Annotated in this window: 14 protein-coding genes; 10 read left to right on the top strand and 4 right to left on the bottom strand. The window is 62.5% G+C overall.

Going from position 1 to position 13445, the window contains the following annotated elements; translation table 11 throughout:
• Positions 1-6: 6 nt before the first annotated feature.
• From QP363_RS03575 to QP363_RS03600, 6 genes are all read left to right on the top strand, one after another.
• Positions 7-1242 (top strand): MFS transporter, encoded by a 1236-nt coding sequence (locus QP363_RS03575; RefSeq protein ID WP_198530955.1) that lies wholly within the window; start codon positions 7-9, stop codon positions 1240-1242.
• A 10-nt stretch (positions 1243-1252) separates the two neighbouring features.
• Positions 1253-2152 carry an exodeoxyribonuclease III gene (locus QP363_RS03580; RefSeq protein ID WP_070521404.1) on the top strand — a complete coding sequence of 300 codons (900 nt, stop codon included), beginning with the start codon at positions 1253-1255 and terminating at the stop codon, positions 2150-2152.
• Between the two features lie 64 nt (positions 2153-2216).
• The gene (locus QP363_RS03585) at positions 2217-2408 is read left to right on the top strand and encodes a hypothetical protein (protein ID WP_049157254.1); all 192 of its coding nucleotides are present in this window, start codon (positions 2217-2219) and stop codon (positions 2406-2408) included.
• Between the two features lie 48 nt (positions 2409-2456).
• Complete coding sequence (trpS, locus tag QP363_RS03590; protein WP_070446415.1) at positions 2457-3491, top strand: tryptophan--tRNA ligase; 1035 nt, start codon at positions 2457-2459, stop codon at positions 3489-3491.
• 74 nt (positions 3492-3565) lie between these two features.
• Entirely contained in the window at positions 3566-4648 is a 1083-nt protein-coding gene (locus QP363_RS03595; RefSeq protein ID WP_070521401.1) for a YhjD/YihY/BrkB family envelope integrity protein, read from the top strand.
• A 6-nt stretch (positions 4649-4654) separates the two neighbouring features.
• The gene (locus QP363_RS03600; RefSeq protein WP_070718446.1) at positions 4655-5395 is read left to right on the top strand and encodes an RDD family protein; all 741 of its coding nucleotides are present in this window, start codon (positions 4655-4657) and stop codon (positions 5393-5395) included.
• On the opposite strand, the gene QP363_RS03605 is transcribed toward QP363_RS03600, so the two are convergent.
• A complete protein-coding gene (locus QP363_RS03605; RefSeq protein ID WP_070446409.1) occupies positions 5370-6590 on the bottom strand; it encodes a D-alanyl-D-alanine carboxypeptidase family protein in 1221 nt (406 codons plus the stop codon). The two genes, QP363_RS03600 and QP363_RS03605, sit on opposite strands and share 26 nt — an antisense overlap.
• Before the next feature lie 39 nt (positions 6591-6629).
• Here QP363_RS03605 and QP363_RS03610 point away from each other — a divergent pair, with 39 nt between their 5' ends.
• Positions 6630-7514, top strand: coding sequence for an adenosine deaminase (locus tag QP363_RS03610; protein ID WP_198530952.1), 885 nt, complete (start codon positions 6630-6632; stop codon positions 7512-7514).
• 3 nt (positions 7515-7517) lie between these two features.
• Here QP363_RS03610 and QP363_RS03615 read toward each other — a convergent pair whose 3' ends face one another.
• From QP363_RS03615 to QP363_RS03625, 3 genes are read right to left on the bottom strand one after another with little or no spacing between them, the layout of a single operon-like run.
• Positions 7518-8756, bottom strand: coding sequence for a hypothetical protein (locus QP363_RS03615; protein ID WP_070446405.1), 1239 nt, complete (start codon positions 8754-8756; stop codon positions 7518-7520).
• A gap of 11 nt (positions 8757-8767) precedes the next feature.
• Positions 8768-9634, bottom strand: coding sequence for a C40 family peptidase (locus QP363_RS03620; protein WP_070446404.1), 867 nt, complete (start codon positions 9632-9634; stop codon positions 8768-8770).
• On the bottom strand, positions 9634-9918 hold the full coding sequence (locus tag QP363_RS03625) for a hypothetical protein (RefSeq protein WP_070521391.1): 285 nt from the start codon (positions 9916-9918) through the stop codon (positions 9634-9636). The genes QP363_RS03620 and QP363_RS03625 overlap by 1 nt, the downstream gene beginning before the upstream one ends.
• A 61-nt stretch (positions 9919-9979) precedes the next feature.
• Between QP363_RS03625 and upp the strand changes: the two genes are divergently transcribed.
• The 3 genes from upp to QP363_RS03640 all read left to right on the top strand — a co-directional run bounded on the left by upp (position 9980) and on the right by QP363_RS03640 (position 13412).
• Positions 9980-10615, top strand: coding sequence for a uracil phosphoribosyltransferase (gene upp, locus QP363_RS03630; RefSeq protein ID WP_010189385.1), 636 nt, complete (start codon positions 9980-9982; stop codon positions 10613-10615).
• A 118-nt stretch (positions 10616-10733) separates the two neighbouring features.
• Positions 10734-11915, top strand: coding sequence for a M20 family metallopeptidase (locus QP363_RS03635; protein WP_070446401.1), 1182 nt, complete (start codon positions 10734-10736; stop codon positions 11913-11915).
• 72 nt (positions 11916-11987) lie between these two features.
• The gene (locus tag QP363_RS03640) at positions 11988-13412 is read left to right on the top strand and encodes an NAD(P)H-quinone dehydrogenase (RefSeq protein ID WP_070446399.1); all 1425 of its coding nucleotides are present in this window, start codon (positions 11988-11990) and stop codon (positions 13410-13412) included.
• Positions 13413-13445: the final 33 nt, after the last annotated feature.

Here is a 13445-nt window from a genome sequence, read left to right on the forward strand (position 1 = left end):
AAACCGATGAATACCAGTATCCAACGCCGTCCCGTCCCGCGCCAGACGGAAATCTCCGCGACGCGCCGCACCATCGTGATGATCGCCATGGCGCTGGGTGCCTTCGCCATCGGCACCACCGAGTTCACCTCGATGGGCCTGCTGCCACTCATCGCGGATGATTTCGGTATTACGGAAGACACGGCGTCGGTGGTTATCGCCGTCTATGCGCTTGGTGTCGTCGTGGGCGCGCCAGTGATTGCGGCGCTCACGGGCAAACTTCCACGCCGCCGACTGATTATCCTGCTCATAGGCTTTCTACTCGTGGGTAACCTGCTGACGGCCCTGGCCCCGAACTACGGTGTTCTGCTGGTGGCGCGCTTCATTGCGGGTCTGCCGCATGGCGCATACTTTTCCGTAGCTAATCTGGCGGCGGCCTCGATGGCCCCACCGGGCAAGCAAGGTTTTGCCATGTCGATGGTGGGCATGGGCCTTTCCGTTGCCACCGTGATCGGTGTACCGGCAGCCCAAGCCCTAGGCCAGGGACTGGGCTGGCATTCGGCCTACTACTTGGTCGTGGTCCTTGCAGCCTTAACGATGGTGCTGCTCTTTTTCCTCTTCCCGCACATGACGCGTATGCCGGAAACGGATATGTTCACCGAGCTCGGCGCGTTGAAGAACAGCCAGGTCCTGCTCACCGTGTTCCTCGGCACCGTCGGCTTTGGCGGCATGTTCGCCGTCTACACCTACATCACGTGGACCATGACGGAGGTCGCCGGCATGGATCCGAACCGCACCTGGATTGTGCTCATGGCCTATGGCATCGGTATGACTGTCGGCAACGTCGCTGGCGGTGCACTGGCGGACCGAAACCTGGAATTTGGCATCATCTTTGCTCTCATTTGCATGGTCGGTGTGTCCGTGGCCTTCTACTTCCTGGCCCACAACGCTTGGGCGGGCACGAGTGCCTTTGGTGTCTTGGCCTTCTTCGGCTCCATCCTCGTTCCTTCCCTGCAGTTGCGCTTGGTGAACGTGGCGGGGGATGCGCAGACCCTCGCGGCGGCCTTGAACCAGTCGGCCCTCAATATCGCCAATGCGGCGGGTGCTGCTATCGGCGGTGCGGTCGTGGGCGCAGGTTATTCCTATAACTCCACCGCCCTCGCTGGTGCGGGGTTGGCGGTGGCCGGCTGCATCACCTGGGTTATCACCATGTGGGACAAGCGCCGCCGCGGCCCTTCCGTGAAGATTATTGAACAGAGTTAGACTGGCCGGCATGAGTTTCACCATCGCCTCCGTCAACGTTAACGGCATCCGCGCGGCCTGCAAACAGCGCAATGAGAACAACCCGGGTATGAACGCGTGGTTGGAGACCACGCCGGCCGACGTCGTCCTCATGCAGGAGGTGCGCGCCAACCCCGAGCAGACCCAGAAGGCCCTGGCCCCAGCCCTGGAGGCCGGATGGAACCTGGTGCAGGCCGAATCCGCCGCCAAGGGCCGCGCGGGTGTGGGAATCCTATCGAAGCACGCGCTTGGCGACGTCGCCGTGGGCTTCGGCTCCTTCGCCGAATCCGGCCGCTTCATCGCCGCCACCGTGGAAGGCGTGCGCGTGGCCTCTTTGTATCTGCCCTCCGGCGATACTGATTCCCCGAAGCAGGATGAGAAGTACCTTTTCTTGGATGAATTCTCTGAAGTTTTGGATGAGATGGCCGCGACGTATCCGGAGTCTGTTATCGGCGGTGATTGGAACATCTGCCACCGCGCCCAGGACTTGAAGAACAACAAGCCCAACGAGAAGAAGTCCGGACACTTGCCGGAGGAGCGAGCCTTCATGGACCGCGTTTTTGGCTCTTTCCCGGATGATGAGCCCCAGGAGAAGAAGGGGCTTGGGGACTGGCTCGGCGTGGTGGACTACGAGACCAAGACCGCCTGGGAGGCGGCCAAGGATCCGCAATGGTTTGACGTCGCCAGGCGCCTGCACCCGGAGGCCGAGGGGCCCTATACCTGGTGGACCTACCGCGGCCAGGCTTTCAACAACGACGCCGGGTGGCGCATTGACTATCAGGCTGCCACGAAGGCCATGCTGGAGCGCGCGCAGCGCACGTGGGTGGAGAAGGCGCCGACGGTGGAGGAGCGCTGGTCCGATCACTCTCCGCTTCTGGTGGAGTACAAGTAGCCCACGCCAAGTAGTGGTACGATAATCCCGTCTTAACGTCCTTTCTATTTCGCAGGAGATGCTCATGACCCGCGCAATCATCTACTTTGTCCTCGGCGCTATTCTGCTTGCCCTGGGTATCTGGTGGTGGACCATCGTCGGACCGTCCTTTGCCTTCCTTGGCCCGATCGTCCTCCAGGGCGTTGGCGGCGCGTTCATGGTGGCCGGTTTTGCCGTCATGATGGACGTCATTAGCCCGACCTCCCGCAAGATTTAATCGACGCAGCGCCTCCCCGGCGGAGGCGGCAGAGTAGAGTGATCAACCATGACTGACTCCACTTCTGCATCGACCTCCGCTTCTCGAGTCCTCTCTGGCATTCAGCCCACGGCGGACTCCTATCACCTGGGTAACTACCTTGGAGCGCTCAAGCAGTGGATTGACCTGCAAGACTCCCACGAGGCTTTTTACTTCATCCCGGACCTGCACGCCATCACGGTGGAGCAGAATCCGGAGGAGCTGCGCCACCGCACCGTGGCGGGCGCCGCGCAGCTCATCGCATTGGGTATTGACCCGGCGAAATCCACCCTCTTTGTACAATCCCACGTCCCCGCACACGCGGAGCTGACGTGGGTTTTGCAGTGCCTGACCGGCTTCGGTGAGGCCTCCCGCATGACCCAGTTCAAGGACAAGTCCCTCAAGCAGGGCCAGGACCGCACGTCCGTGGGCCTTTTTACCTATCCCGTCCTGATGGCCGCGGATATCCTCCTGTATTCCCCGCACTATGTGCCGGTGGGGGAGGACCAGCGCCAGCACCTTGAGCTCACCCGCAACCTGGCGGAGCGCTTCAACAACAAGTACGGCGAGGTCTTCCGCGTGCCGGAGGCCTTCATTCCGGAGGGCTCGGCCAAGATTTATGACCTGCAGGAGCCAACGGCCAAGATGTCGAAGTCGGGCGCAAACCCGAAGGGCATCGTAAACCTGCTCGATGCTCCCAAGACCTCCGCCAAGCGCATCAAGTCCGCGGTGACCGATGACCTTGGCGTGGTGGCCTTTGACCGCGAGAAGCAGCCCGGTGTGTCCAACCTGCTGGCCATTCAGTCCGCGCTGACTGGCGAGAGCATCCCGGACCTCGTGGACAAGTACGAGGGCCAGGGCTATGGCCACCTGAAGGTGGACACGGCGGAAGCACTTGAGGCTTTCACCACTCCGCTGAAGGCTCGCTACGACGAGCTCATGGAAGACCGCGGCGAGTTGGAGCGTATTTTGGCCAAGGGCGCCGAGCACGCCACGGAGATTGCCACCCCGCTCGTGGACAAGGTCTACGAGGCGGTGGGCTTTCTCCCCGCGCGTCGCGGCTGAGTTGGCTAGCATGATGAAGACTGTGTAGAGGATTCTGTAACTTATTTCTGTAATTCATAAAAAGGGGAAAGCCTGTGGCGCCAACGACTCAACCCGATGAGAAGAAGACCGATGATTACGGCATCGAGCGTGCTTATGCCGATGAGCCGGGAGCGGTAGATAAGGTCCGCGAGAAGTCCGGTTTTATCGACCACATCATGAAGATGCTGGATCGCTACGGTAGCCAAGGCGGCAACCAGTTCGCGGCCGGAATTACGTATTTCTCGGTTCTTGCTATCTTCCCCATCTTCATGCTCACGGTGGCAGCCATCGCCACCGTGTTGGCCAATCGCCCCGATCTCATGCAACAACTGGAAGAGCAGATCGCGAACGCCGTGTCGGGCGATCTGGGGGATTCGATTACGGAGCTTCTCCATACCGCGATTGAACAGCGCGGTGCGATGTACGGCATCGGTGGCCTCACCACCCTGTGGTCTGGGCTCGGCTGGATGAATAACCTGCGCATCGGCATTTCGGCGATGTGGATGCAGGATCCGACTGACGCCCCGGGCAACTTTGTGACCAAGAAGCTCAGCGACCTGCTGGGGCTCATCGGCCTGCTCGTGGCCATGGTTATCGCCTTCGGCGTGACGGCGGCGGGCTCCTCCGGACTGACCCAAAAGATCTTCGAGTGGGTTGGTATCGAGTCCTTCCCAGGAATGGGAACGGTGCTGGTTATCGCCGGCATCGTGATCGGTCTCATCGCTAACTTCCTCGTCTTCTGGTGGATGGTGGCTTTCCTGCCGCGCACGAAGGTGCCCACCAAGTCTGGTCTGAAGGGCGCGGCTATCGGCGCTGTGATCTTTGAGGCCATCAAACAGCTGTCCACCGTCATCATGTCCTCCGCGGCAGGCAACCCAGCCGGTGCCGTGTTTGGCCCGGTGATCGTCCTCATGGTGGTCATGTACTTGGTCTGGCGCGTCGTGCTCTATGTTTCCGCATGGACGGCTACTACTGAAGAATCTCTCGAACTGCTGGTTCCGCCGGTTCCGGATCAGGCAGTCATCCGCGTCCGCAACGAGATCCGCCAGGGCCCGAACACGGGCGTGACCTTGGGCGCCGGTGCTGCCCTTGGTGCGGCCGCCGCGGGTGCGTGGGCCCTGCTGCGGCGAAAGTAGGGCGGGATGCTACCAGCGTCTTTTGCCCCGAACCTTTATGCGCACTTCACCCTGGATTCGCGCGCGACCTCACGCGAGCTCAGCGTGCAGCTAGCGGCTGCTGACGCCCACCTCGAAGGCCTCGGCTACCTCCCCGAGGACTCCGAACGCGAGGAACTCGCCGTTGCCGCCCGCATTCTCTGCGAGCCCTCGTCCCGAGCCAGCTATGACCAAATGATGGAATCAGGTGCTCGGCTCACGTGGGCGCAGCTCGATGACTACGCCACTACCGGCCGCTGGGGCGAGAGCCATCATGCTGCCACACCCGCCGCGCCTGTTCAGGACGCCCCGCGCGCTACTCCCGGTACCCGAGTGCTTTTGGCCGTCATCGACTACGTCATTGCGGCGATTGGTGTCTCCCTCTTGCTAAGCGTCGGGGTGTACAACTCCACTCTCAATGAGGTCTGGCTCACCAGTTTCTCGGGGATCATCACGGTGGCCTATTACATCTGCTTCGAAGTCCTAGTTGGGGCAACGCCGGCGAAGCTGATAGCTGGATACACGGTGCGCGATGTCACCACCCACAACAAGCTCACCTGGCAGCAGAGCATCAAGCGCAACTGGTGGCGCGTGGCCTCCCTCGTGCCGCTCATCGGCCCGCTCATTGCCTTCTTTGGTGCCCTGTACGTGGTGACCACGATTGGTCCGAAGAATGCGCTGCGCGGCCAGCACGACATTATGGCTAACGCCGAAGTAGTGAAAAAGTAGCAACCACTACGACCAGGAGAGCGACGAGCCCTGCCACGAGCCACCCAATCCAGCCCTGCGAGTCCCCAAAGGATGAAGACCCCGCAGTCGCCTCCGGGGTGGCGGGCGTGGACGGCGTGGTAGGAGCCGGGGTGGTTGGTGCAGATTCCGAGGGCTCCTCTTGTCCAGCCGCGAAATCATCCACAAGCCCTACGCCATCGCCGGGGCGGACGTCGGAGGCTTCGTCGAGAAGCATCTGCGCCTGCTCCCAAGCGCGGAAACCATGCTCGACGGTTGTATCGAGGAGGACCGCCTGCAGGCGGCGCCCGCCGCGATTAATCGCGCCGACGAAGGTATGGTGCGCGTCCTCGGTATAGCCCGTCTTGCCGCCGATACCGTCCGGGTCGTTGAGGAAGAGCCCATTGTCGTTCCACAGCTCATAACCGGGCATGTCACCCCAGCCGGGAAACTCCACGTGCTCGGTATCGACGATGCGCGCGAAGGTGTCGTTGGCAAAAGCCGCGCGGTAGATCAACGAGATATCCGCCGCGGACGTCGACATGCCTGCCGCGTCCAAACCGGAGTAGCTCGCCGCCACCGTCGAGCGCGTGCCAATCTCCTGTGCCTTCGCGTTGACTTTCTCCAGCGCCTTCTCATCCCCGCCAACAGCCTGCGCGAGGGCGTGCGCGGCGTCGTTGCCGGAAGCCATGAGTAGACCCTGTAAAAGCTGCTCCACGGTATAGACACCATCGGGGCCGAGGCCGACGGCGGAGCCTTCGACGGAGGCGTCGTCAAGCGTGGCGGTGATGCGCTGGTCCAGGGGCAGCTCTTCGATGACCACGAGCGCCAGCAGCGCCTTGATGATGGAGGCTGGGCGGTAGCGCCCGTTGGGATCCTTCATGGCGATGATTTCGCCAGTATCCAGGTCGCTAACCATCCACGCCGAAGCCACAACGTCCTTATTGACCCGAAAACCGCGCGGGGCTGTCACACCGCACGCAGCGCCCTCAACCGCGGGAAGGGGAGTGGGCGCTTCCTGGCCAGGTGCCAACCTCTCAGAGGTGGTCGTCGGTTCCTCGGGAACAAGGGAATGCGGGCAGGAGTCGGTATCCGGCGCGGTGGTGCGCGTGGGCGATGAGGACTCTTCCTCTTCTGCAAACGCGGGCGGCGTCGCGGCCAAGGCGAGGGCAGTGAGGATCGCGGGGACATGTTTCATAGCGTGCTTAATCCTAGACCGCGTCCTAGGATGATCCTCATGCATGACGCACCTCTGATTAGCCCCGAAAATAAAGACTCCGGCGCTGAGATTTTCGCCGGCCTGCCCAAGGTGACGCTCTTGGCGCCGTTGCCCACGGATGCTTCCACCCCAGAGGAGCTCCGCGCGGCCACGCACGCTGTTGTGCAGGCGCTTGCCAGCGACCACGTGGTCTACGCCGAGCTCCGCCTGCGCCCCAGTGCTTTCTCCTTCGGTGCCGCCGAGGCGCTCGCTGCAGCGCGGGAAGGACTCGACGTTCCCGGAATTGATGCTCGCCTCATCGTTGAGGGCGATGCCAATAGCTGGGATGTAGGCGAAGGCGTTGCCGGTGCTGCGCTGACAAAGTTGTCTGCGGCTGAGAAGCTCCGCGCAGATTTCATCCCGTGGGAGCGGGACGTTGCCTCCTATGAGGATGCCGTGGTGGCTGTGCAGGCGGGTGCGACACGCCTTGTGCACGCCACTGATCTTGTCGATGACTTCAGCGCTGATCTCGACGGCGTTCGCCCTGGCAAGGCATCCGCGTGGGTGCGGGATCGCCGCATCGCGTTGACCTTCGCGCCGCTGGAGGAGCTGCCCGCAGAGGAGCTGGCTGACCATCCTCTGCCGCTGCTGCAGCAGCTTGGCTTTACCTGCACCGTGGCAGGCGAGAAGCTCAGTGACGTTTTCCTGGCCCTGAGCGAGACCTTCGGCTATGGGCTGGAGGAGTTCTTCGATCTCACTATCAAGGCGATTGAGAACTCTTTTGCCAGTGAAGAAGACCGCCAGCGCCTCATCGAGCAGGAAATCCTACCCGCCTACGAGGAGCTAGCGGATCCGGAATTCGCGGAAGACGCTTCTGATGTGAACGCTTCCGAAGCGGAAGAAGACAGCGAGTCTTCCGAGTAAAAACTAGAAGCGGGAGAAGCGCTTCGTCAGCATTTCCTCCAGGCCCTTCCAGGACTCCGCGTGCTCGGTGTAGGGCTTGGAGGGCACGTAGCCTGCGTGCTCGGTGGAACCCAGCATGTAGCCCAGGTAGTCCTGGAAGCGCGGGTTCTGCAGCATGTAGGAGTTGATGGAGTCATCCCCGGCCCAGTCGGCGGCATCTGCGCAGACCTCGTAGCAACGGCTCATCTGGTCCGTATCAACGGATTCGGGGCCCTTTTCAATATCGCGGACAATGCCGTAGAAGCTGTACTGGTTATCCGGGTGAACGGTGACCTCGAGCTCACCAGCGTTCGCTGCGGCAACGACTTCCTCCCAGGTGGATACCTTTGCTAGGTCGTGGTCATCGTTTTCCATGATCCAGCGCACCAGCACCTTGGAGCTGGGGAAGGTGAAGATTTCGCCCCACTTGCCCAAGAAAACCGGCTTGCCGTCGAGGTAGGTGCGCAGGGTGTAGACCGTCCTCTGATCGGCGGTGATCTTCACCGGGTCGATGCCCGCGGCTGCCCAGGGGGAGCTGTCATAAGGATCGGCGGATTCTGCGGCGGCCTTGCGCTCTTCCTCGGCCTTCTTGCGGGCTTCCTCTGCTGCTTCGCTGGCGGCGGAGATGCGGGTGGCGGCGTTGGTGGTTGCATCCTGGGTGAAGTCAGAGGAAGGAACGACCTTGACCACCTTGTCGAGGTCTTCGATGACCGAGCGCCAGTTGCTGTGGATAACGCGGCCCACGCCGGACCACTCACTCATGCCCTGTTCACCGGCGTAGTGATCGGCTCCGCGGGCAGGGTTGCGCAGGATGGAGTGCGATGCGAAGAAGATGACGGTGTGTTCCGCGGCGCAGACCTCCGCTAGTGCCTGTGCAATCTCCAGGCAGCGTGCGACGGTGGACACGTTCTCGTGGCTGGGGCGGCCGGCCAGGTGCTTCGGCATGCCGATGAGGTCGTAGACGCGTTTCTTTTCTGGCACGACACGGTCCGCCGCTTGGGAATTAAAGGCTTCCCACTTCGGGTGGTCGAGCAAGTCGTGCTTCGTGCCGGATTCGAGGAAGCAGAGCATCTCGGCTTCGGTGTTAAAGAGCAGGACGGATTCGTCGTCACCGAGAAAGGCCTGCCACTCGGAACCGTTCTGGCGCCACTTTGGCGCCCATAGGGTATAAAAATCGCCCTCAGAAAGGGAGAGCTTGATGGGGACAATAGCGCGGGTGTTCATGGGCAAATAGTCTACCCTGTGGGCCTCCAGAAGCCTTTGAAAGCCATCCCCATGTTGTTGGTGCGCAGTGGATTGGTTTGCACGGGGCTGCCGGCCTCCACCATCTGCCCGTCACCGGAGTACATGGCCACATGCCCATCCCACACAACGAGGTCGCCGGGCTGCAGCTCATCCGCGCTCACCTGGCGGCCCACGGTCTGGCTTTCAGCGGTGCGCGGCAGTTCCACCCCAGCCTGGCGCCAAGCCCATTGGGTTAGCCCCGAGCAATCGAAGCTGCCGTTGCCGGTGCCGCCCCATCCATAGGGTGTGCCCAGCTGGGAGAGTGCGGCTTGCACCGCGGCCTGGCCTTGCGCGCTTCCTTTGCTATCAGAGGACGAGGACGTGGTCAGCGCGTGGCGTGCTCCGCCTTCCTCCTGCGGACCGCGCACTGAAGGGCGCACCGCGCGTTGTGCAATGGGCACGAGGGGCGCGGCCGCCTGAAGGAGCTCCCCGGCCAGCTGCTTTACGCGCAGCATCGCCTTGCCGACGTACTCCATTGCCAAGGCCTGCAAAGCCGAGCGGGCTGCGGCCTGTGTGGCTGGGTTGGGGATGAGCAAGCCCAAGGCTAAAGGCAGTCCGCGCTGGAGCAGCTCGAATCCCAGCCCGATGAGGTCCCTGACGGCCGCCGAGATGAGCCCGCGCGCGGAATCTAGCGCAGAGCGCGCCGTGGAAAGGTCCTCGGTGGCCTGGCGTGCGGTGGCGAAAAGCGCCCGCGGATCTCCGTGCGCTATCTCCGCTAAGGGCCCGGCAGCAGTGAGATCGGGCACAGTGGGCAGGGAGACATCGGGAAGCTGTGCCGGCTGCATCCGGGCGATGTGAGCGAGTGCTGACTCCAACATCACAGACCTCCACAGGCGCTAGCAAGAGCACCGTCAGCGTCCTCGGCCTCGCGGGCCATGCGGAAGCTGGAGTCCGCCACAGCTCCGGCATCCGCCCTGACCTGGGCAAGGCGGGCAGCGAGGTTTTCCATGGCGGAGTTAAATGCGCCGGTGAAGCCACCCAGAACGGAATCTATAGGTAACGCAGGAGGGGGAGTGGCGGAGGCTTGGGAGACGGTGGCCAGTTCGTGTGCCAGCCGGCGGGTGTATTCGGTGTCAATAGTGAATGTGTCAAAGCTAGTCATGCCTTTTTAGACTGCGCCGCCCGCTGATCGGTTCCCGGCGGATTCTTATACAGTGAAGGGCATGGATATCCACGTAGTAGACCACCCCCTCGCCGCCTCCCGGCTCACGCTGATGCGTGATGCCCGCAGCGATAACACCGCTTTCCGTGCCGCCCTGCGAGACCTGGGCACCATGCTGGTGTATGAAGCAGCCCGTGATTTGCCCGTCGAGCATTTTGATTGCGTCACTCCCGTCGCCACGGCGGAGGGCACCCGCCTGCAAAACCCGCCGATTATCGTGCCCATCATCCGTGCTGGTCTGGGCATGATTGACCCGGCCCTGTCCATGATTCCGGATGCCCAGGTCGGCTTCATCGGTATGGCGCGAGATGAGGAAACCCACGAGCCGGTGCCTTATCTGGAGGCCCTACCGGAGGATCTCAGCGGCCGCAGCGTCTTCGTGGTTGACCCGATGCTCGCCACGGGTGGTTCCCTCCTGCACTCCCTGAAGCTCCTTGCGGACCGTGGCGCTACCGACATCACGGCGATTTGCATGGTCTCCGCCCAGCCGGGCGTTGATGCGCTGGCTAACTCGGGCTTGCCAGTTCGCTTGGTCACCGCAGCGATTGATCCGGCCCTCAACGAGGACGCTTATATCGTGCCGGGGCTGGGTGACGCCGGCGATCGCCTCTACGGCCCCCGTAATATCGACCTGTAGCGAAACCGTCGGTCAGGGCAGACCGCTCAGTATATCTAGCGTGTGACCTGCCCGGCTAACTGAACCGCATGGTCTAGTTGTAGACTCTTCCCAAGAGGAAACCACGGAGGAGGAAGCAGTGATCTCGGACTACGTCAGTGAGTGGTTCAGCAACCACCGCGCGGAGGTCATCGCGTGGCGCCGCCATATTCACCGCCACCCGGAGACTTCCAATAACGAGGTGGAAACCACCCGCTTCCTGTCCCGCACCCTGCGCGAGTACGGCTTGGAGCCGCATCTTTTCCCCGAGACCGGCCTCATGGTGGACATCGGCCCCGATACGGAACTCGGACGCCTTGCCTTCCGTGCCGATATTGATGCGCTCCCCGTCACCGAGGTTACCGGCCTCGAGTACACCTCCGAGGTCCCCGGCGTCATGCACGCGTGTGGGCATGACATACACACCACCATTGCGCTGGCCACGGCCTGCGCCCTGGCGGACCTTAATCGCGAGCATCCGCTAGATTTCGGTGTTCGTGTCATCTTCCAGCCCGCCGAAGAAGTCTGGGTAGGCGGCGCCACCGATGTCATCGAGTGGGGTGCACTCGAAGGCGTGAACTCCATCTTTGCCGTGCACGTCGAACCAAAGCTGCGCGTCGGGCGTATCGGCGTTCGCGCTGGGGCGATCACCTCCGCGACCGATGTTGTGGAAATCAACGTCTCCGGCCCCGGCGGGCATACCTCGCGCCCGCACTTGTCGGCGGACGTCGTCTATGCGCTGGGCAAGCTGCTGACGGACCTGCCAGGTTTGCTCTCACGCCGCGTCGATCCGCGCACCGGCACCGTCTTGGTCTTCGGCCAGGTGAATTCCGGCTATGCCCCGAACGCGATCCCTGAGACCGGCTCTGTGTCTGGCACTATGCGCACGGCAGACATCGGAATCTGGCGGGATATGCAAACGCTCTTCTCCGAGTTGGTGGAACAGGTGCTAGCGCCCCTGGGTGTGGAGCATGAGCTGGTCTACCACCGTGGGGTTCCGCCCGTGCTTAATGACGACGTCTCTACCGCCCTCCTTGCCAGCGCTGCCCAGGCCATTGACCCGCAGGCTGTGGTTCAGGCGCCGCAGTCTTCCGGCGGCGAGGATTTCTCGTGGTACCTAGAAAAGGTGCCCGGCTCCATGGCTCGCCTTGGCTGCTGGTCCGGTGAAGGCGAGCAGCATGATCTGCATATGGGTGATTTGGCCCCCGATGAGCGAGCCATCGGCGTGGGCGTCAAACTCTTCGGCTCCGTGGCGGAGCAGTTTGCCAACGTGGAGGATTAAGCGCCTAAGCACTACACTGTGACAAGGATTTCCCAGAGTTCTTATAGGCAGAATTTTAAAAAAGGAGCGACAGTGTCACAGGAAGCCCCCCGCATCGTAATCATCGGCGGTGGCCCCGCAGGCTACGAGGCTGCGACCGCCGGCGCCAAGTACGGCGCGCACATTACGTTGATTGAGGAACAGGGCCCCGGTGGCTCCTCCGTTCTCTTGGACTGCGTGCCCTCAAAGTCCTTCATCGCTGGCGCCAACATTCGCACCGACTTCCGCCGCGCCGATGACATGGGCCTGAACCACCAGCTCAGCTCCTTGCAGCTGAGCCTGGAGGCCCTCAACGGCCGTGTTCAGGCGCTGGCTGCTAACCAGTCCCGTGACGTCCGTGCGGGCCTAGAGAAGATCGGCGTCAAGGTCATTGATGGGCGCGCTGCCTTTTCTGAGGATCAGCATGGCGTGAAGGGGGCAGCGCACAAGGTTGATGTCACCCATAAGGATGGCACCACTGAGACCCTCGACGCGGACCTCGTCCTCGTTGCTACCGGTGCCACCCCGCGCATTCTGCCGGGCGCGCAGCCGGACGGCGAGCGCATCCTCACCTGGCAGCAGGTCTATGACCTCAAGGAGGAGCCGGAGCACCTCATCGTCGTCGGCTCCGGCGTGACCGGAGCTGAGTTCGTTTCCGCCTTCGCGGAGATGGGCGTGCGCGTGACCATGGTGGCGTCCCGCGACCGCATTCTGCCGCACGACGACGCCGACGCTGCCGACGTCCTCGAGACCGTCCTGGCCGAGCGCGGCGTGGAGCTGGAGAAGAACTGCCGCGTGGAGACCGTCTCCCGTACTGAGGACGGCAACGTCGTGGTCAAGACCCAGGATGGTCGCGAGATCCATGGTTCCCACGTCATCATGTCCATCGGTTCCATCCCGAATACCAAGAACCTCGGCTTGGAGCACGTTGGTGTGGCTACCACGAAGTCCGGCCACATCGAGGTTGACCGCGTTTCCCGCACCAATGTCGCTGGCATCTATGCCGCCGGCGACTGCTCCGACCTGTTCCCGCTGGCTTCCGTTGCCGCGATGCAGGGCCGTATCGCTATGTACCACTCCCTGGGTGAGGGCGTGTCCCCGCTGCGCCTGAAGACCGTAGCAACCGCCGTGTTTACCCGCCCAGAAATTGCTGCTGTGGGCTTTACCCAGGCGGAGATTGAGGCCGGTGAGGTTGCCGCCCGCACCATCACGATGCCGTTGAATACCAACCCGCGCGCCAAGATGCGCTCGCTGCAGCACGGCTTTGTCAAGCTCTTCTGCCGTGCGACCTCCGGCCGCGTCATCGGTGGCGTGATTGTTGCTCCGACCGCCTCCGAGCTTATTCTGCCCATCGCGGTCGCCGTGACCAACCAGCTCACCGTGAACCAGCTAGCGGATTCCCTGGCGGTCTACCCGTCCCTGTCCGGCACCATCACGGAGGCGGCCCGCCGCCTCGTTGCCCACGATGACCTTGAGTAAAGACCTCGCTTAAATCAGACCCGGGTCTGATTT

Source organism: Corynebacterium sp. UMB6689 (assembly GCF_030215295.1).
GTDB lineage: Bacteria > Actinomycetota > Actinomycetes > Mycobacteriales > Mycobacteriaceae > Corynebacterium > Corynebacterium aurimucosum.